This window comes from Flavobacterium aquidurense (assembly GCF_002217195.1).
Taxonomy (GTDB): domain Bacteria; phylum Bacteroidota; class Bacteroidia; order Flavobacteriales; family Flavobacteriaceae; genus Flavobacterium; species Flavobacterium frigidimaris.
Map to the genome: position 1 here is coordinate 167297 of NZ_MUGR01000005.1, position 18925 is coordinate 186221.

Genomic DNA, 18925 nt, shown 5'->3' on the forward strand with positions numbered 1-18925 from the left:
CGAGTACAACTTTTTGAAGCAAAACAAATAAAAAGGCGACACCGTATTTGACCAATAACAAATAAAATCTACAAATATGAAAATCAATTGGGGAACCGGAATTGTCATAGCATTTGGATTGTTTATGACTTTTATATTATATTTTGTTTTTGAAGTACAATCGAATAGTAAGTATGATAATGATTTAGTAGTAGAAGAGTACTACAAACATGATTCACATTTTCAGGATGAAATGGCCCGAATTCAAAATGCTCATGATTTACAGTACAAACCTTCTATTTCGTACAGTGATAGTGGTGTGAAAATCGCTTTTCCTTCCACTTTTGAAAGTGATAAAGTAAAGGGAAGTGTATTATTGTACCGCCCTTCAAACAAGAAATTTGATTTTGACACTCAGCTTGCTTTAACCAATTCATCTTTGCTTATTCCGCAAAAGAAATTGATTAAGGGCCGTTGGGATGTAAATATGGAATGGGAATACAATGGAACGAAGTATCTGAGTAAAGAAGTGATTTACGTAAATTAGTTACTTGAGATTGTCGAAAAAACATTCTGTATCAAATTGTATTTGATCTCTGCAAAATAATTCCAACAGGAGTTAAATATTGGTAAAAAAATACCGGTTTACCGAACAAAAAAACATCAAGAATGCTATACTCAGCTTTCATATTAGGTTTGATTAGCAGCCTGCATTGTATCGGAATGTGTGGTCCAATTGCTATGATGCTTCCTGTTGATCATCAGAATGAGGCAAAAAAAGTAACTCAGATGATAACCTATCATTTAGGAAGATTGACTGCATATGCAATAATCGGATTAATTTTCGGATTATTGGGACGAGGCTTTTTTCTGGCCGGACTGCAACAAAAAATGTCTGTTTTTATTGGGGTAGCCATGATTCTTGTGGTATTGGTCCCTGAAAAAGTTTTTTCCAAATACAATTTTTCAAAACCCGTTTATAGAATTATTTCAAAGATAAAATCAAGTCTGGGAAATCAATTCAAAAAGAAAACCTATAAATCTCTTTTTACAATAGGATTGTTAAACGGTTTTTTACCCTGCGGAATGGTTTATGTTGCCTTATTTGGTGCAATTGCAATGCAAAGTGCCGGTTTTGGGGTTTTGTATATGATACTGTTTGGGTTGGGAACGGTGCCTTTAATGACGATCGTTGTTTATGTAAATTCATTGATAAAGCTTCCTTTTAGAAATAAGATCCAAAAGGCAATTCCGTATGTAGCAGTAGTAATAGGTGTTTTGTTTATCCTTAGAGGGCTTGGTTTAGGAATTCCTTATATCTCTCCGTCAACTATGAGTTTGTTTGTACAAGGAACTCCTGATTGTCACTAAACAGTCATCGAAAACAAGTTTGTTTCCGGTGATTTTCTTTTTAAATGTAAATCAAAAGCCATACAGATATTGCGGACAAAAGGTCTTCCTGCAGCTGTGATTTTAATCTTATTTTCTTCAACGGTAATCAATTGATCTTTTTCGATTTCTTTCAGATGTTCTAAAACAGCCGGGATTTCTTTAAAATACAATTCATTATTCCAGGAAGTTTCAAATTCACATGTCAGGTTTAAGATATGTTTTCTAATAATCAAATCCTCATCGTTTAGTATATGACCTTTTACGACCGGTAATTTGTTTTCTTCCAGCAATTGATAATATTCTTCTATGCTTTTTGTGTTTTGTGCAAAACTATACCAGCTGTCGCTAATAGATGAAACACCTAAACCGATCATCAGTTGTGTTTTTGAAGCACTGTAACCCATGAAATTGCGATGCAATTCTTTGTTTGTTGTTGCTTTATACAAACTATCAGATGCTAAGGCAAAATGATCCATTCCTATTTCGTGATACCCGTTTTTAGAAAGCATTTGTTTTCCGGTTTCATACAATTTTCTTTTTTCAGCATCTTTAGGAAGATTTTCGTCATTAAATCCGCGTTGTCCGTTTCCTTTTATCCAGGGCACGTGAGCATAGCTGTAAAAGGCCAGACGGTCCGGTTTTAGAGAGTTGGTTTTTTCTATAGTATCAATTACATTTTCAATTGTTTGAAAAGGAAGACCAAATATAATATCATGACCTATAGAAGTATAACCAATTTCTTTTGCCCAAAAAGTTACTTTGGCAACATTGTGAAAAGGTTGAATTCTATGAATGGCTTTCTGAACCTTTTCAGCATAATCCTGAACACCAAAACTAACGCGGCGAAACCCTAAATCATATAATTTTTTAAGGTGTTCGTAGGTAGTGTTGTTGGGGTGGCCTTCAAAACTAAACTCATAGTTATCGGCTTTATTTGCTTTAGAAAGGATGCCGTTGATTAGAAATTCTAAATTTTGTATAGAGAAAAAGGTCGGAGTTCCTCCGCCTAAATGTATCTCTTTGATGATTGGTTTTTCCGGTAATAACTGGCAGTATAAATCCCATTCTTTTAAAACTGCATTTATGTACGTTTCTTCTACAGAGTGGTTTTTAGTGATGCGTTTATTGCAGCCGCAAAAAGTACACATGCTTTCGCAAAATGGTAAGTGTATGTATAAGCTGATTCCGTTTTGAGAATTACTTTCTAGAAATGCTTTCTGAAAAGACGCTATCCATTTTTGATCTGTGAAATCACTTTCGTTCCAGTACGGAACTGTTGGATAACTAGTGTATCTTGGACCTGGGACATTGTACTTTTGAGTCAGTGAGATTTTCATAAAGTCGGAATTTGTTTCAATCAAAATTAGAATTTATGAGCTGGAAGAAAAATGACAAATATCATGTAATACCAAATAAAAAGAGACTCACCAGGAGCCTCTTTTCTTGAATTAAATAACTAACGTGAAATAGAATCTTGGATGATTTTAAGCCATTTTTTTGCAAACTGATGATCTTGATAGGCGCTTATCTGTTTGATGCGGTCATCGTCAAAATCATAGAATGGTATTGTAGTTTTTTTAGCAGTGTCTTTGTCCTGAAATTCAAAGTCAATTTTGATAATCGTGTCCGAAGGACCTTCAGTGGTCAAAACCAATTTACTTGAGGAAACACTTTTTAGATCTAAATAAGTAGATTCTTGCTGATTTGGATTGAAATTCATCAGGATAAATCTCCTGTTTTTTTGATCCAGGGTAAGCGTTTTATTGCTTTGAGATTCTGTCAGATCAAATTCTTCCGGATGTGTGGGGTTGAATTTCTTTTTTATGCCTAAAATTTTTGATTTGTTTGCAGCGTTTGATCGTGCAGAATAATAAATAGGAATGGCTACTATGATCGCAATCACAATACCAATTATGGTTACACTTGTTTCCATTGTGTTTTAAAATTTGGTAAATTATTATGAAATAGGAAACCGTTTTCAAAATAGAAAACAGCTCAATTTGTTAGGAAAACGACTGTTTTCCTGATGAGAACTTCATAAATTGTCTACCAGAAAAAATGGAAGGGATAGAGCATCAAAAGTACTTTTTTGCTCTGTGTTGCAAATTGGTTTGCAAAATTTGATGTTGATTTTACGGCTTTATGCTGAGGAATCACCATCAATAAAGAATCAAACCATTTCCCTAAAATAGAAGGGCTGGTTTTTATGTTTGCTGCAAATTGATAACTTGCCTGTGGTTGAATAAAGGCTAATGAATCAGAATGATCTATAGAGAAATTAGTATCCGTTTTTTGACTTTCTGTAAATTGAATAGCAGACTCATTCGCCTGAACGGCAAAAAAGGCAATTATCAAAAGTGATACAAAAATAACGGTTTTACGAATCCAATTCATGGTGGCGAATTTAACTCATAAAATACAATTAAAGAAATTTTAAAGAATTAATTAACTTTAAAAATAGTGTTATTATTTTATCCTCAACATTGCTTTAGGTATTGTTGAGGATAAAACAAGATTATTTTTGCATTTTGAAGTAATAATCAGCTGAATGTTTACCGCTTCCATAAAATAAGAAGAAGATGCAAACTAGTAGCACTACTATTGCCAAAATTAAACTTTCAGAATGCATATGTCCCATAAAATTAATGAGAATTGCTCCAAAAAGTATTGGTAACTGAGCTGCAATTGCCCAACGGGTAAGTAGTCCAAAAACGATCATAATACCACCAATCATATGAGCTGGCGCGATGTAATGCACAAGAAACATACCGCCGCCAAATTGATCAATTGGCGAAATTAAATCATGCAGATACTGAATGTTGGTGATAAACCAGACACCTTTCATAAATAAAAAAACACCTAAAACAATACGTACTAAATCTACTGGTAAATAAGTGTGCGCATTGGCCCATTTATTTAAGCTTTTTACATTTTCCATGATGCTACGTGATTAGAAATTATGTATAAAGTTACTAATTTCTAATGAAGTATTCATTTTTAAAGTCTTTAAAATGAGTGTTTTGGTAATTTTTTAACGGATTTAATGAATTTATGAAAATCTAAACCTGAATAACGCCCAAATTGAAAGCTTTTTGAATAGGAGCGTGGTTGGCGGCTTCGATACCCATAGAAATCCAGGTACGCGTGTCTAAAGGATCGATAATGGCATCTGTCCATAATCTTGAAGCGGCATAATAAGGCGAAGTCTGTTCGTCATATCTTGCCTTGATTTTGTTGAATAATTCAGCTTCCTTAGCTTCATCCACAATTTCTCCTTTTGCTTTAAGCGAAGAAGCTTCAATTTGTGCCAGAACTTTTGCAGCCTGAGTTCCGCCCATAACAGCAAGTTCTGCACTTGGCCATGCAAAAATTAATCGGGGATCATAAGCTTTGCCACACATGGCATAATTTCCTGCTCCATACGAATTACCAACAATTACAGTAAATTTTGGAACAACTGAATTACTAACGGCATTCACCATTTTGGCACCGTCTTTTATGATTCCTCCATGTTCAGACTTTGATCCAACCATAAAGCCTGTGACGTCTTGTACAAATACCAAAGGAATTTTCTTTTGATTGCAATTGGCAATAAAACGAGTTGCTTTATCAGCACTGTCAGAATAGATTACACCGCCAAACTGCATTTCGCCTTTTTTGGTTTTTACTACTTTTCTTTGGTTGGCAACAATTCCTACTGCCCAGCCGTCAATTCTGGCATAACCCGTAATTATAGTTTGACCGTAACCGTCCTTATAAGCTTCGAACTCAGAATTATCAACCAAACGATTGATGATTTCCATCATATCATACTGCTCATTTCGCGCTTTTGGCAAAATTCCGTAGATGTCTTTAGGTTCTAGAGCCGGTTTTTCAGCTTTGATTCTGTTATAGCCAGCCTTATCATAATCGCCAATTTTGTCTACAATATTTTTTATTTTATCTAAAGCGTCTTTATCATCCTTTGCTTTATAATCTGTCACTCCTGAAATTTCGCAATGAGTTGTAGCGCCTCCTAAAGTTTCATTGTCTATGGTTTCGCCAATGGCTGCTTTTACGAGATAACTTCCTGCAAGGAATATACTTCCTGTTTTGTCAACAATCAGCGCTTCGTCACTCATAATAGGTAAGTAAGCACCACCGGCAACACAACTGCCCATTACAGCAGCAATCTGAGTGATTCCCATACTGCTCATTTGAGCATTGTTTCTAAAGATTCGGCCAAAATGCTCTTTATCAGGAAAAATTTCATCCTGAAGCGGTAAATAAACACCCGCACTATCTACCAGGTAAATAATTGGTAATCTATTTTCCATGGCAATTTCCTGCGCCCGAAGATTTTTTTTTCCGGTAATAGGAAACCAAGCTCCGGCTTTTACAGTAGCATCATTAGCGACAACAATACATTGTTTGCCTCTTATATAACCAATTTTGATAACAACGCCACCAGAAGGACAACCGCCGTGTTCAGCATACATTCCATCTCCAACAAAACCTCCAATTTCGATATTTTTAGAACCTTCATCTAGTAAATAAGAGATGCGTTCGCGAGCTGTCATTTTACCTTCGGCGTGTAGCTTTGCGATACGTTTTTCACCTCCGCCCAATTTTACTTTGGCGAATCTTTGTTTTAAGTCAGAAAGTAATAGTTTATTGTGATCTTCGTTTTTATTGAAGTTTAAATCCATAATATATTGTTGTTTTTACAAAATAGTGTTGGCTAATTTACAAAATCAATTGAAACCCACATAATAAAATATAATATCGATATGAATTAAAAGAGTGTCCCTGAGAGCTGAAATTTTATCCGGTTTCCCAATGCAATAAACGGAATGTGATAATTAATTACAAAAAAAAACAGAAGTCTGGCTTCTGTTTTTTTCTATATATTTTAATATCGGATTATTTTTTAGAATCGCAAACCATTCTTTTTAAAATGGCCCATTGTTTTAAGGCATCACGAGCTTCAACAGCAGGATATCCTAACATTGTTTTTCCTGCGGGAACATCGCCAACTACACCGGAACCTGCACCAACAATAGCGCCATCGCCAATAGTAGTATGATCTTTTATAGAAGCACTTCCGCCAATGATTACACCGTTTCCTAAAGTTACAGAACCGGCTAAGCCGCTATTTCCGGCCATAATACAAAATTTACCTAATTTGCTATTGTGTCCAATTTGAACCAAATTATCAATTTTGCATCCGTCACCAAGAACAGTTGAACTAAATTTACCACGGTCAACACAAGAGTTAGCGCCTATTTCAACTCCGTTTCCGATAATTACATTTCCAATTTGTGGAATTTTTACTAAACCTTTTTCACTGCAAGGACGGAACCCAAAACCATCTGCTCCAATTGTTGCATTGGGGTGAATAATACAATCGCTGCCAATATGACAACGCTCGCGCACTACAGTTCCTGACCAGATGATGGTGTTTTTACCAATCGTACACTCATCTAATATCGTTACGTTGGGATAAATAGTTGCATTTGCGCCAATTTCAACTTTAGGACCAATATAACAACCCGCACCAATTCTTGCACCTTCACCAATAATAGCCGTTTCATCAACATTTGCTGATTTATGAATATTATTTCGAAAGATTGGAGTTGGAGGAGCAAAAAGGGCCAAGATTTGAGACATCGCTAAATCAGCATTTTTTACTTTAATAAAAGCACGATTATTTCCTGGCTCGATCGAAATATCTTCATTTACAACTGCAATTGAAGCTTTTGATCCTTCCCAGAATTTTTCATATTTTTTATTCCCTATAAATGAAATTTCAGAGGTGGTAGCTTTCTCTAATTGTTCTGTTGCTGTTATGGTTTGTGAAGTCGTGCCGTAAATTACGCCATTAATAACTTCATTAATTTCTTGAATTGAATAGGATTTCATCGAATGAATTTAATTGATTTAGGGGTTAATTCGCACCAAATAAAATCAATTAGATTTAAATTACCTAATCTTATTCTGAAGTTTTTTAAATAGTATTTTAAATAATAGTTTAAATATTACAAATTTAACACAAAATCTATTAATTTGTTGATGCTTTTTGAATTATAAGCGATAAATGGAGCTTTTTGGTTGAAATTTTTGTAAGTTTTTGATTGCCTTTTTATAAGCTCCGGAATTTACAATATAATGACGAATATTATAATGGTATCTGGTTTTAAATCAGTCCTTTTTGCGCTATTTCCGTCTTAAAATGTCTGTGCAATTGATTCTGCAAGCATGTCTGGATTTTGTAAGTTTACTGTAATTCTTTTTCATATACAGCTTTTTCAAAATACTGATACTTGATTCCTGGTAAATAAGTAAAATCAGAGTTGGGATTCAGTTATTTTTCGAATGTGTTTTTAGTTTAACTTTAAACAATCTCATTATTACCAAGTTAATACCTACATAATTTATTTGATTATTTTTTAATTAGAAGTGTTTTTGTGATTTTTAGCGAAGTATTAAAATAAAAAAGCGATTCACTTTTAATGAGAAGGAATCGCTTTTTTAGATTTTTTATTCTTTTATTTTAGAAAGAGAAATAGCATTAATGCAATAGCGTAAACCGCTTGGTTCGGGACCGTCAGGAAAAACGTGTCCTAAATGCGCATCGCAGGTATTGCAAACCACCTCAACACGAATCATTCCGTATGATTTGTCGGCTAGGTATGCGATTGCATTTTCTTTTAACGGTTGTGTAAAAGAGGGCCAGCCTGTTCCCGATTCGAATTTCTCGGTTGCATCAAAAAGCAAAGTGCCACAACATTTACATTCATAAATTCCCGGATCGAATAAACTGCAAAGTTCAGAGCTAAAAGATCTTTCGGTGCCTTTTAATCGTGCTACCTGAAATTCTTCCGGCGTTAAAAGCTGTTTCCATTCTTCAGGTGTTTTCTCCACTCTTTTATCCGGAGTTGGATTTCCTTTATTCGTAAAACGAATTATATCTGCCCACTTAATCATAGTTGTAATTTTAAATTTAAAAAGATTGAATAAAGTTACTATTCTTTACATACTTAAAAGGTAATAAGAATATTTACTGTTACTTATAAAAGTAAATAATTAATTATCAAATGGATAATTTTCATATCGTTTATATTCTCCAGTTTCACAATTTATTTTAACCACATAATGTTTAAGGTTTCTGGGAACTAAGTCATCAGGAAGTGTTCCTGATTCTGTTTCTTCGCCAAATATGTAGTAACTATTTTTTGGGCCAACCTCAATTCCGTCAGTTGTAGTTGATCTAAAAACCTGATTTTTTCTTTTTTCTTTCAGGATACGATCTGCATCTATTATTTTTATTTTGCTTTTTTTAGCAAAATTATAATACTCGATACTATCTGATACGCTAATTTTACGAATATGTTTTGATACTTCGGGATTAATCCAACCGTGTTCCCTGAAAAGTACAGGTCGCAAAAAAACTTCATTGTTAATTGTAGGATTATCAGAAAATCTACAGTCATTACTTCCAACATAGCCCGTCATTCCGTAATGTAAGTAAGCATAATGATGATAGCCCGAGATATAATAATGCAATTTGTTTTGTGTGGTGACTACAATTGTGTCTGTTTTCAAGAATGTTTTATAAGGAATATTGATGGATTTATATTCATCATAACTGGTTCTTTTGTTGAACCCATTTTTAATCAATGTGTCCTGAATAAATTTCCCTTGTTTTAGTATCTGAAACTTAAGAATATTAATTTCATTCTTTTTGAATTTTGCGAACTGAATCTCAGGTTGTTCAGTAATAAGTTTGACTGTGTCGCATTCTCTTGAGAACTCGACTGCATCAATTTCGGCTTGTTTTCTTCGGTGATCTGATGACCAAAAGAACCAACCAATCATTATTGCTGCCAGAGTAATAAAAACACTTAATATTACTAAACAACCTTTGATATATTTATTCATTTATTCCTCCTCTTTTTGCCCCATCATCATTAAAAACGCTTTAAGGAAAGGATCAATATTTCCGTTCATAACGCCATCGACATCGCTGGTTTCGTATCCGGTACGAACATCTTTTACTAGTTTATAAGGCTGCATTACATAATTACGTATTTGCGAGCCCCATTCGATTTTCATTTTTCCGGCCTCGATATCGGCGCGTTGTGCCTGCTGCTTTTTCAATTCGATTTCGTACAACTGAGAACGTAACATTTGCATGGCACGCTGTCTGTTGTCTTGCTGTGATCGTGTTTCAGAACATTGAATCTGAATTCCGGTTGGTTTGTGAACCAATTGTACTTTAGTTTCAACTTTATTCACATTTTGTCCTCCGGCTCCACTGGAACGGGAAGTAGTAATTTCGATATCAGCAGGATTAATGTCGATTTCGATACTATCATCAACAAGCGGATATACATATACAGATGCAAATGAAGTATGGCGTTTGGCATTACTGTCAAAAGGAGAGATTCGGACCAAGCGATGTACGCCATTTTCTCCTTTGAGATATCCAAAAGAATAATCGCCTTCAAACTCTAAAGTAACGGTTTTGATTCCCGCGACCTCTCCAGCCTGAAAGTTTAGTTCTTTTATTTTGTAGCCATAACTTTCTCCCCACATCATGTACATACGCATTAGCATTCCTGCCCAGTCACAACTTTCAGTTCCTCCGGCTCCGGCTGTAATTTGTACTACGGCACTTAAGCTGTCCCCTTCGTCAGAAAGCATGTTTTTGAACTCAATGTTTTCGATATGAGTTTGCGTTATATTGTAGTGCTCGTCTAATTCTTCTGCAGAAAGTTCTCCTTCTTTATAAAAATCATAGGCAAGTTGCAATTCATCTGTAAGTTCGATTGCTTTATTGTAATCTTCGATCCATTTTTTCTTGTTTCGAAGGTTTTTTACAATGACTTCAGCTTCTTTTGGACTGTTCCAGAAGTCGGGTGCGAAGGTTTTCTCTTCTTCGTTGGCAATTTCAATTAGTTTGGCATCAACGTCAAAGATACCTCCTCAACGCACCAAGGCGCTCCACAATACCTTTTATTTGTTCGGTAGTTGTCATAAATTAATAGTAGTTTTATAGGTTTTTTATAAATATACGGCATTAAAATAAGTATTTTAAATCCGTAGTTTTGTACTGCAAAAATAGCATAGTTTTTTATATTACAGGAATAAATTTAACAAGAGAAAAAAGAAAACGAAAAGACTGTAACTATCAAATAATGACAGCGATAATTTAAGCAAATACAACTTGCATAAAGATAAAAAACAGCAGAATATTTTTATTTGGCCACATTATAATGATTTGAATTCAGTTTTTTATAAAAGGGTTTTTAATACAGTGTTTTCTCTCCCGTGCTCAGGAATTTCATTAATATTTCCCGATTATAAGGAGGGTGCTGTGTTTTTAATTGATTAATTAATTTTTAAAATTGTAAATTAAATGCAGAATATTGTGTTCGTTTTATATGTTTTTTGCAAATATTACGTTAATTTGGTTCTATAGTAAGTGCCAGGTTAAATTTTAGTAAAACTTACAAAGAATAACTCCAAGTAATATGTAATTTTGCTCTACAAAAAAAAGAGATACTTTTTAGAATATGGAAATAAATTTAATTAGCGATACCATTACCAAACCTACGCACGAAATGTTGCAGTATATGTTTAACGCTCATGTTGGCGATGATGTATACAAGCAAGATCCTACGGTTATAGAGTTAGAGACCAGAGTAGCTGAATTTTTTGGTATGGAAGCCGGGCTTTTTTTTCCGTCAGGAACCATGGCAAATCAAACCGCTATCAAATTACATACCCAACCCGGAGAGCAGTTAATTGCAGATAAATATGCACATGTCTACAATTATGAAGGAGGAGGAGTTTCGTTTAATAGCGGAGTTTCATGCTGTTTATTAGATGGAAATCGAGGAATGATAACTGCAAGTCAGGTGGCTGCTGCAATCAATGATCCGGAATTTTATCATGCTCCGTTAACTAGTTTGGTTTGTGTAGAAAATACAACCAATAAAGGAGGTGGTGCCTGTTATGAATTAGACGATTTAAGAGAAATAAAAAAGGTTTGTGATGCTAATAATTTGAAGTTCCACTTAGATGGAGCCAGAATTTGGAATGCATTGGTGGCCAAAAGGCAAAATCCGAAAGAATTTGGCGCTATTTTCGATACTATTTCGGTTTGTCTGTCAAAAGGATTAGGTGCACCAATTGGTTCCGTTTTGTTAGGAAGTAAAGCTGATATTCACAGGGCGTTGAGAATCAGGAAGATACTTGGTGGTGGAATGCGTCAGGTAGGGTATTTGGCGGCAGCCGGATTGTATGCTTTGGCCAATAATATCGAACGATTAGCAGAAGATCATAGAAGAGCGAAAGAAATTGCAGCTGTAATAAGTACAAAGCCCTGGATATCGCACATAGAACCTGTAGAAACTAATATTTTGATTTTCTCGTTGACAGAAGGTTATAGTGATCAGCTTTTGGTAGAAAAATTAAAGCAGAAAAATATTTTGATAAGTCTAATGGGACACAATAAACTTAGGATTGTAACTCATTTAGATTATAAAGAAGTAATGCATACTTATGTGATTGAAACTCTTCAAAAATTTTAAAAGGGAGGTTCAGAGTTGCAAAGGTTCAAAGGCACAAAGGTTTAAAAAAAAAGAGGCAAAATAGGCCTCTTTTTTTGTTCAGAAACTTCAGGTTTGCAAGATAAAGCCCTTTGAACCTTTGCAACTCTGAACCTTTGTACCTTTGAAAGTACCTTTTTTAATCTATTTAAACAAATTATCCATTCCGGGAATCATTGGCATATCCATTTTTGCAACAGCATCAAGTTCTTGTTCATTAACGCTTGTTGCTTTTTCGATTGCTTTGTTTAATGTTATAATAAGATAGTCTTCAAGTTGTTCTTTATCTTCAAGCAAAGAATCATCAATAGAAATTGATTTTATCTTTCTATTTGCTGTTAATGTTACTTTTAATAATCCATCAGCGCTTTGTTCATCAATCAAAACAGTATCCAGACGTTTTTTTGTATCTTCAATTTTTTGTTGGGTTTCTTTAAGTTTGCCCATCATTCCCATTAAATCCATTTTTGTTGATTTTTAAATTAATTCATACAAAATTAGTATATTGCTGTATGATAACAATAGAATATTTTATGAAAATATTAATTCTGTTCTGTTGTGTTTATAGTATTTTTGCTGCTTCGTATTTAAAAACTAATGCTTAATCAATGCAAAACGATATAATGGCTCCAAAAGCCAAAGAAATTCCTAAATCATTAAAAAAACATAAAGAAACCAGAATCGATAATTATTTTTGGTTAAATGACCGCGAAAATCCTGAGGTTATTGACTATCTGAATCAGGAAAACTCTTATTACGAGAGTATGACGTCACATACAAAAGGTCTTCAGGAGAGTTTGTATGAGGAAATGAAGAGCAGAATTAAAGAAGATGATTCATCAGTTCCTTATTTTTATAATGGATATTTTTATATTACCCGTTTTGAGACAGGACAGGATTATCCGATATTTTCAAGGAAAAAAGGAAGCCTTTCAGCAGAGGAAGAAATATTATTCAATTGTAATGAATTGGCAAAAGGTCAGGCTTATTTTAAATTAGGAGGCCTAAGTGTGAGTCCGGATAATAAGTTTGCGAGTTTTGGGGTTGATATAGTTGGAAGAAGAATTTACACCATTCAGATCAAAAACTTAGAAACGGGAGAGGTCTTGTCAGATAAAATCGAAAATGCTACCGGAGGATCAGTTTGGGCAAATGATAACACTACTATTTTCTATACCAGACAAGATGAGGTTACTTTAAGGGCAGACAAGGTTTTCAGGCATAAACTAAATACGGATACTGCAGCTGATGTTTTGGTCTTTAATGAAACAGATGATACTTTTAATGTTTCAGTAAGCAAAGAAAAATCAAGAAAATATATTGTTATTGGTTCAGGAAGTACTTTGACTACTGAATATAGAATTCTTAATTCTGACAATCCTGATGGTGAATTTGAGGTTTTCCAGCCTCGTGTTCGTGGTTTAGAATACAGTATTTCTCATTTTGAGGATTCTTTTTATATTTTAACGAATAAAGATAAGGCGACGAACTTTAAGTTGATGAAAACGCCGGAGAATAAAACCGGAAAGAAAAACTGGACAGATCTTATTCCGCATCGCGAAGATGTTTTATTGGAAGATATCGAAATTTTTAAAAACTATTTAGTGGTTGAAGAGCGCTCAAATGGTTTAAACCACATTCGTATCATGCCATGGAATGGTGAGGCTGATTATTATCTTCCTTTTGGCAGCGAGACTTACAATGCTTATACTACAACCAATATTGATTTTGATACTGATGTTTTGCGTTATAGCTACCAATCGCTTGCAACGCCTTCGTCTGTAATTGATTTTAATATGAAGACCAAGACCAAGGAAATCCTAAAGGAACATCAGGTTTTAGGCGGCAAATTTGATAAAGAGAATTATATCGAAGAACGTGTCTGGGCAACTGCCAGAGACGGGGTCAAAGTGCCTATTTCGATGATTTACCGTAAGGGATTAAATAAAAACGGCAAAAATCCGTTATTGCTTTATGCTTATGGCTCGTACGGAATCACAATGGATACTTATTTTTCATCGACCCGACTTTCTTTGTTAGATCGCGGTTTTGTTTACGCAATCGCACATATTAGAGGAGGAGAGGATTTAGGAAGACAATGGTACGAAGACGGAAAACTGTTAAAAAAGAAAAATACCTTTACAGATTTCATTGATTGCTCTAAATTTGTAGTCAGCGAAAATTACACTTCTCCTGAACATTTATATGCTGAAGGAGGATCTGCAGGAGGACTTTTGATGGGAGTTATCGTAAATGAAGCCCCGGAATTATATAACGGAGTAATCGCCCAGGTGCCTTTTGTAGATGTTATTACAACGATGCTTGACGACAGTATTCCGTTGACAACCGGAGAATACGACGAATGGGGAAACCCAAATAATAAAAAATATTACGATTATATGTTATCCTATTCACCGTATGATAATGTAAAAGCGCAAAACTATCCTAACATGTATGTTTCTACGGGCTTGCACGATTCTCAGGTACAGTATTGGGAGCCAGCTAAATGGGTGGCTAAGCTGAGAAATCTAAAAACAAATAAAAATCTTTTATTTTTAGATACCAACATGGATGCCGGACATGGTGGAGCTTCAGGACGTTTTGAGGCTTTAAGAGACTTAGCAAAAGAATTTAGTTTTTTATTAGATTTAGAAAAAATTAAAAGCTAATTAGAAATTTTTTGTTAAATTTGCAACCTATCAAGGGTATTTAAAATACCTTCGATTAACTATTTTTTTATGAAAGAAGAAATAAACGCTTATAATAATGTTTTAGAGTTAATAGGTAATACCCCACTTATTAAGCTAAATAAAATTACCGAAGAGTTAGAAGGTAATTTCTACGCGAAGGTAGAAGCTTTTAATCCAGGACATTCCTCAAAAGATAGAATAGCGTTATATATTATTGAAGAAGCTGAGAAAAAAGGAATCCTGACACCAGGTGATACTATCATTGAAACGACATCTGGTAATACAGGATTTAGTTTAGCAATGGTAAGTATAATAAAAGGATATAACTGCATTTTGGCAGTAAGTTCAAAATCATCCAAAGATAAGATTGACATGTTGAGAAGTTTAGGAGCAAAGGTTTATGTTTGTCCCGCTCACGTTTCAGCAGATGATGAGAGATCTTATTACAATGTAGCCAAACGTTTGCACGAAGAAACAAAAGGCTCAGTTTATATCAATCAGTATTTTAATCAATTGAATATTGATGCACACTATAACACTACAGGTCCTGAAATTTGGGAACAGACTAAAGGACAAATCACACATCTTGTGGCTTGTAGCGGAACCGGAGGAACTATTTCCGGAACTGCAAAATTCCTAAAAGAACAAAATCCAAATATTAGAATTCTAGGTGTTGATGCTTTTGGGTCCGTATTAAAGAAGTACCACGAAACAAGAGAATTTGATAACAAAGAGATTTATCCGTATCGTATTGAAGGTTTAGGTAAAAACCTGATCCCTTCAGCTACAGATTTTGATATTATCGATAAATTTATCAAAGTTACCGACGAAGAAAGTGCTCACTCAGCCAGAGAAATCACTCGTAAAGAAGGATTATTTGTAGGGTATACTTCCGGAGCCGTAATGCAGGCAATCAAACAATATGCAGAAGAAGGTGAGTTTACAAAAGATAGTAATATTATCGCTATTTTCCCGGATCACGGTTCTCGTTATATGAGTAAAGTATTTAGTGATGACTGGATGAACGAACAAGGTTTCTTTGACAGTGTCAATGAAGAGGAAGTTCAGAAAATTGAATTTGTAAAGTAGTAAGATACTTTTTAAAATATAGGAGCTCCATTCGTTTATTCGGATGGAGCTTTTTTTATGAATTACTTTTTTTAAAGTACTAATTACAAACGATGTAGAGGTAAAAGATGATTTGGTTTCAAATGTTAATATTGTATGGTTGGCTACGGATACCGTATTTCTACGTAAGAAATATTCATTTTGGCTGAGGTTAATTTATACTTTTAATAAAATTACTAAAAGTATAATTAAATACAATTGAACGTGTAAAATCATCAATTTTGATTATTTGAACGATTATTTAGGTTAGTTATCGAGAAAATTTCCGACCAAATGCATAATAATCTAGTTTAGTGGTGTTAAAATGACACAGTGTTTTAATACCCCTAAATCTACTACCTATGAAAAAATTACTACTCACTCTGATGTTTGTAAGTTATTTGAATGTTAATGCTCAAAATCCAATTCAGGAGTTTAATTTCAATGAGACTTTAAATAATACCGCTAATACGACCTCTTTTATGGGGACAAATAATTTTGTTACCGATAGAGCCGGAGTAATGAAAGGAGCACAACGATTGACCAATAAAGCTCTTGAAGCTGTTATTGATGATCTTCCTCAGGGTAATAATGCGCGATCAGTAAGTATCTGGATCAAACTAAATGATATTACTTCTGCCAATTATATATGGGGTTACGGAACTGCTTATAGTGCCCAATATTGTGGATTATTGCAGCAGGGAACGACTACTTCAAATTCAGATTTAAGTCTGGCAGGCTGGGGGGCGAGTAATGATGTTATCGTTTCGACACCTCTTGCAAAAGACGTTTGGTACCAATATACAATAACGTATGACGGAAAGATTTCTAAAATATACCGTAATGGCGAATTGCTTAAATCAGTTGATGGAATTACGCGTTCTACCAAAGGAAATATTTTCAGATTAGGAGAAATCAATACTACTGTAGGTATTAATGCAGATATAGATGATTTAAAGATCTATAATGTCGCTTTGACTGCAGAACAAGTTACAGCATCTTATGACAGCTCTAAATTCGTTGTAAAAGCTCTTACTGTTGCCGAGTCTGGCGCTGTTGCAAAAACAGTAAAAAAAGGAGAAGTAAAAACAAAGATGATTGCAAAAACGGCTTCATCTAACATTATTACAACAGGCGATCTTAATGAAGCTGCTAAAAATGTTGAAGTATTCTCACAGGGACAAAAAATTTATGGCAACAATAATAATAGCGTGAGTATTCATGATTTGCCTGAGGGGACATATTTGTTAAAAATAACAAATACACCTTCTAAAAAAATAACTTCAAACTAAAAACAAAATTCAGGTTTATAGAAATTGTTAGTTAATTAATTTTTATTTTTTTTATGTTGTTTGGTAAGCAATTATTTTTTGAGTAGTGAAAAAGCCTTCTGAATTTTGACTTTAGTTGGCTTTTTGATTTTAGAGTTTTGTTCTCTTTTGACTCTTATCAATTATCAATATAGTTTGGTGTTTTTTATAAACACATTTAAATCCCCTAAATCTTTAAATATGAAAAAATTATTACTGACATTAATGTTCGTAAGTTTTTTAACTGCTAATGCTCAAAATCCGGTTCAGGAGTTCACTTTCGACGGAACTTTAAGTAATACTGATAATACAATTTCACTTTTAGGAATTCCCAATTTTGTAAACGATAGAATGGGAGTTGCCAAAGGAGCTCAAAGGCTTACGAACAAATTTTTGCAGGGCGTGGTAGGTGATCTTCCGCAAGGAAATAAACAGAGAACAATATCTATTTGGGTAAAATTTAATGCTATCAGTTCAGCCAACTATATTTTGGGTTATGGTAGTGCAGTAAATACGCAATATTTTGGTTTGGTGCAACAATCAGCATCTGCCGGAAATTCAGATTTAAGTCTTGTAGGTTGGGGAGATACCAATAATATGATAGTTGCCGTTCCTTTGCAAAAAGAAGTCTGGTACCAATATAGTATCACTTATGATGGTGCTATTTCAAAAATATACCGAAATGGTGAATTATTAAAAAGTGCTGAAGGAATTCCGCGTTTAACGAAAGGTTATATTTTGAGACTGGGCGCACTAAACGCGACAACTGCAATCAATGCAGATATAGATGACCTCAGGATATACAGTGTTGCGATGACAGATGAGCAAGTTTTGGAATCCTATAATAGTTCGAAACCTACTGCCGCTATAACTGAAACGATTTCAGCTTCAGCTACGGTCAAAAAAGGGATTCCGGCAACAACAACTTCTAAAACTGCAACAAAAACAGCAGCTTCTCCTGTGTCTTCAGTTGAGACAAATATGGGATCTAAAAATGTTGAGGTTTTCTCGCAAGGAAAAAAAATAATGGGAAGTAATGCTTCTAATATTGGTGATTTGCCGGAAGGGACATATTTATTGAAAATTAGTAATACAGCTAAAAAGTAAGTTCGTGTATTTTTACATAAAAAAAAGCCTTCTGAGTTTTAGAAGGCTTTCTTGTGTTATGTGGTATCCAGTTTATTTAGCTAATAACGCTAAGAACTACAAATAGAATTACCAAAACGATAACTGCGTATCTCGTGTATTTTGATGTTTGCATAGAAGTATATTTTAAATTAATTATTTGCTGGGAGTAACAAATATAATAGTTTATTTTAATTAGCCTATATTCTTTCAGATTAATATCTATTTACTGATGATTAAGAATTCAAAAGAACGATAAAGTGGGTTATTTTTGTAAATTATATTATTAAACAATATCATGAGAAAACAATATAACTTACGTAAAAGCGAACAAGGATTAAAAGCCTGGGATGTTCATCGACTAATTGAATTATCCAAAAAGTTGCCAGTCAAAAATATTTTATTATCTGATATTAAGGAAGTAAATGAGCCCTATTGGTTTGAACACAATACTAATTTGCCAACTTGTGCAGATGTTCTTCATCATATGAAACTTGTTCAGGAAGTAGATTTACAATATCCCATTATTTTATGTTCAGATGGACGTTTAATGGATGGAATGCACAGAATAATTAGGGCTTTGCTGGAAGGTCATCAGGATATTCAGGCAGTTCAGTTTGATGTTACTCCTGAACCGGATTTTATTAATATCCCGGTTGATGATTTGCCTTATTGAGTTGATATTAAACGGAGTAAAAAGCGATAACAAAAAAGTAGCTGTCTCACA

Annotated in this window: 18 protein-coding genes; 8 read left to right on the forward strand and 10 right to left on the reverse strand. The window is 34.2% G+C overall.

Features of this window, described 5'->3' with window-relative positions; genetic code table 11:
• The first annotated feature begins 76 nt into the window (after positions 1 to 76).
• Complete coding sequence (locus B0A67_RS04350; RefSeq protein WP_072955702.1) at positions 77 to 526, forward strand: FixH family protein; 450 nt, start codon at positions 77 to 79, stop codon at positions 524 to 526.
• A 122-nt stretch (positions 527 to 648) separates the two neighbouring features.
• Positions 649 to 1350 (forward strand): sulfite exporter TauE/SafE family protein, encoded by a 702-nt coding sequence (locus B0A67_RS04355; protein WP_072955699.1) that lies wholly within the window; start codon positions 649 to 651, stop codon positions 1348 to 1350.
• Here B0A67_RS04355 and hemN read toward each other — a convergent pair.
• From hemN to prfB, 9 genes are all read right to left on the reverse strand, one after another.
• Complete coding sequence (hemN, locus tag B0A67_RS04360) at positions 1347 to 2708, reverse strand: oxygen-independent coproporphyrinogen III oxidase (protein ID WP_072955696.1); 1362 nt, start codon at positions 2706 to 2708, stop codon at positions 1347 to 1349. The genes B0A67_RS04355 and hemN overlap by 4 nt on opposite strands.
• Positions 2709 to 2827: 119 nt before the next feature.
• On the reverse strand, positions 2828 to 3304 hold the full coding sequence (locus B0A67_RS04365) for a hypothetical protein (protein ID WP_072955693.1): 477 nt from the start codon (positions 3302 to 3304) through the stop codon (positions 2828 to 2830).
• Between the two features lie 113 nt (positions 3305 to 3417).
• Positions 3418 to 3765, reverse strand: coding sequence for a hypothetical protein (locus B0A67_RS04370; protein WP_072955690.1), 348 nt, complete (start codon positions 3763 to 3765; stop codon positions 3418 to 3420).
• Positions 3766 to 3886: 121 nt separating this feature from the next.
• Positions 3887 to 4309, reverse strand: coding sequence for a DoxX family protein (locus B0A67_RS04375; protein ID WP_072955688.1), 423 nt, complete (start codon positions 4307 to 4309; stop codon positions 3887 to 3889).
• Positions 4310 to 4430: 121 nt separating this feature from the next.
• Positions 4431 to 6059, reverse strand: coding sequence for an acyl-CoA carboxylase subunit beta (locus B0A67_RS04380; protein ID WP_072955685.1), 1629 nt, complete (start codon positions 6057 to 6059; stop codon positions 4431 to 4433).
• Positions 6060 to 6273: 214 nt separating this feature from the next.
• Positions 6274 to 7272, reverse strand: a complete 999-nt coding sequence (lpxD, locus tag B0A67_RS04385) for a UDP-3-O-(3-hydroxymyristoyl)glucosamine N-acyltransferase (protein WP_072955682.1) — start codon at positions 7270 to 7272, stop codon at positions 6274 to 6276.
• Positions 7273 to 7890: 618 nt separating this feature from the next.
• On the reverse strand, positions 7891 to 8337 hold the full coding sequence (msrB, locus tag B0A67_RS04390) for a peptide-methionine (R)-S-oxide reductase MsrB (RefSeq protein WP_072955679.1): 447 nt from the start codon (positions 8335 to 8337) through the stop codon (positions 7891 to 7893).
• 99 nt (positions 8338 to 8436) lie between these two features.
• Positions 8437 to 9291, reverse strand: coding sequence for a hypothetical protein (locus tag B0A67_RS04395; RefSeq protein WP_072955676.1), 855 nt, complete (start codon positions 9289 to 9291; stop codon positions 8437 to 8439).
• Positions 9292 to 10390, reverse strand: a protein-coding gene (gene prfB, locus B0A67_RS04400; RefSeq protein ID WP_123887339.1) for a peptide chain release factor 2 whose coding sequence is annotated in 2 segments (ribosomal slippage) — positions 9292 to 10326 and positions 10328 to 10390 — 1098 coding nt in all. Because the reading frame shifts where the segments join, the coding sequence is not laid out codon by codon here.
• 538 nt (positions 10391 to 10928) lie between these two features.
• On the opposite strand from prfB, the gene B0A67_RS04405 reads away from it, so the two are divergent.
• The gene (locus tag B0A67_RS04405; RefSeq protein ID WP_072955654.1) at positions 10929 to 11948 is read left to right on the forward strand and encodes a threonine aldolase family protein; all 1020 of its coding nucleotides are present in this window, start codon (positions 10929 to 10931) and stop codon (positions 11946 to 11948) included.
• Positions 11949 to 12110: 162 nt separating this feature from the next.
• Here B0A67_RS04405 and B0A67_RS04410 read toward each other — a convergent pair whose 3' ends face one another.
• A complete protein-coding gene (locus B0A67_RS04410) occupies positions 12111 to 12431 on the reverse strand; it encodes a YbaB/EbfC family nucleoid-associated protein (RefSeq protein ID WP_072955651.1) in 321 nt (106 codons plus the stop codon).
• Between the two features lie 143 nt (positions 12432 to 12574).
• On the opposite strand from B0A67_RS04410, the gene B0A67_RS04415 reads away from it, so the two are divergent.
• From B0A67_RS04415 to B0A67_RS04435, 5 genes are all read left to right on the forward strand, one after another.
• Positions 12575 to 14635 (forward strand): S9 family peptidase, encoded by a 2061-nt coding sequence (locus B0A67_RS04415; RefSeq protein ID WP_072955646.1) that lies wholly within the window; start codon positions 12575 to 12577, stop codon positions 14633 to 14635.
• 69 nt (positions 14636 to 14704) lie between these two features.
• On the forward strand, positions 14705 to 15745 hold the full coding sequence (locus B0A67_RS04420; RefSeq protein ID WP_065447924.1) for a PLP-dependent cysteine synthase family protein: 1041 nt from the start codon (positions 14705 to 14707) through the stop codon (positions 15743 to 15745).
• Positions 15746 to 16125: 380 nt separating this feature from the next.
• Positions 16126 to 17055: a LamG domain-containing protein gene (locus tag B0A67_RS04425; RefSeq protein WP_072955642.1), complete on the forward strand. Its 930-nt coding sequence runs from the start codon at positions 16126 to 16128 to the stop codon at positions 17053 to 17055.
• Between the two features lie 219 nt (positions 17056 to 17274).
• The gene (locus tag B0A67_RS04430) at positions 17275 to 18180 is read left to right on the forward strand and encodes a LamG domain-containing protein (protein ID WP_072955639.1); all 906 of its coding nucleotides are present in this window, start codon (positions 17275 to 17277) and stop codon (positions 18178 to 18180) included.
• Between the two features lie 316 nt (positions 18181 to 18496).
• Entirely contained in the window at positions 18497 to 18874 is a 378-nt protein-coding gene (locus B0A67_RS04435) for a hypothetical protein (RefSeq protein WP_072955617.1), read from the forward strand.
• Positions 18875 to 18925 lie beyond the last annotated feature (51 nt).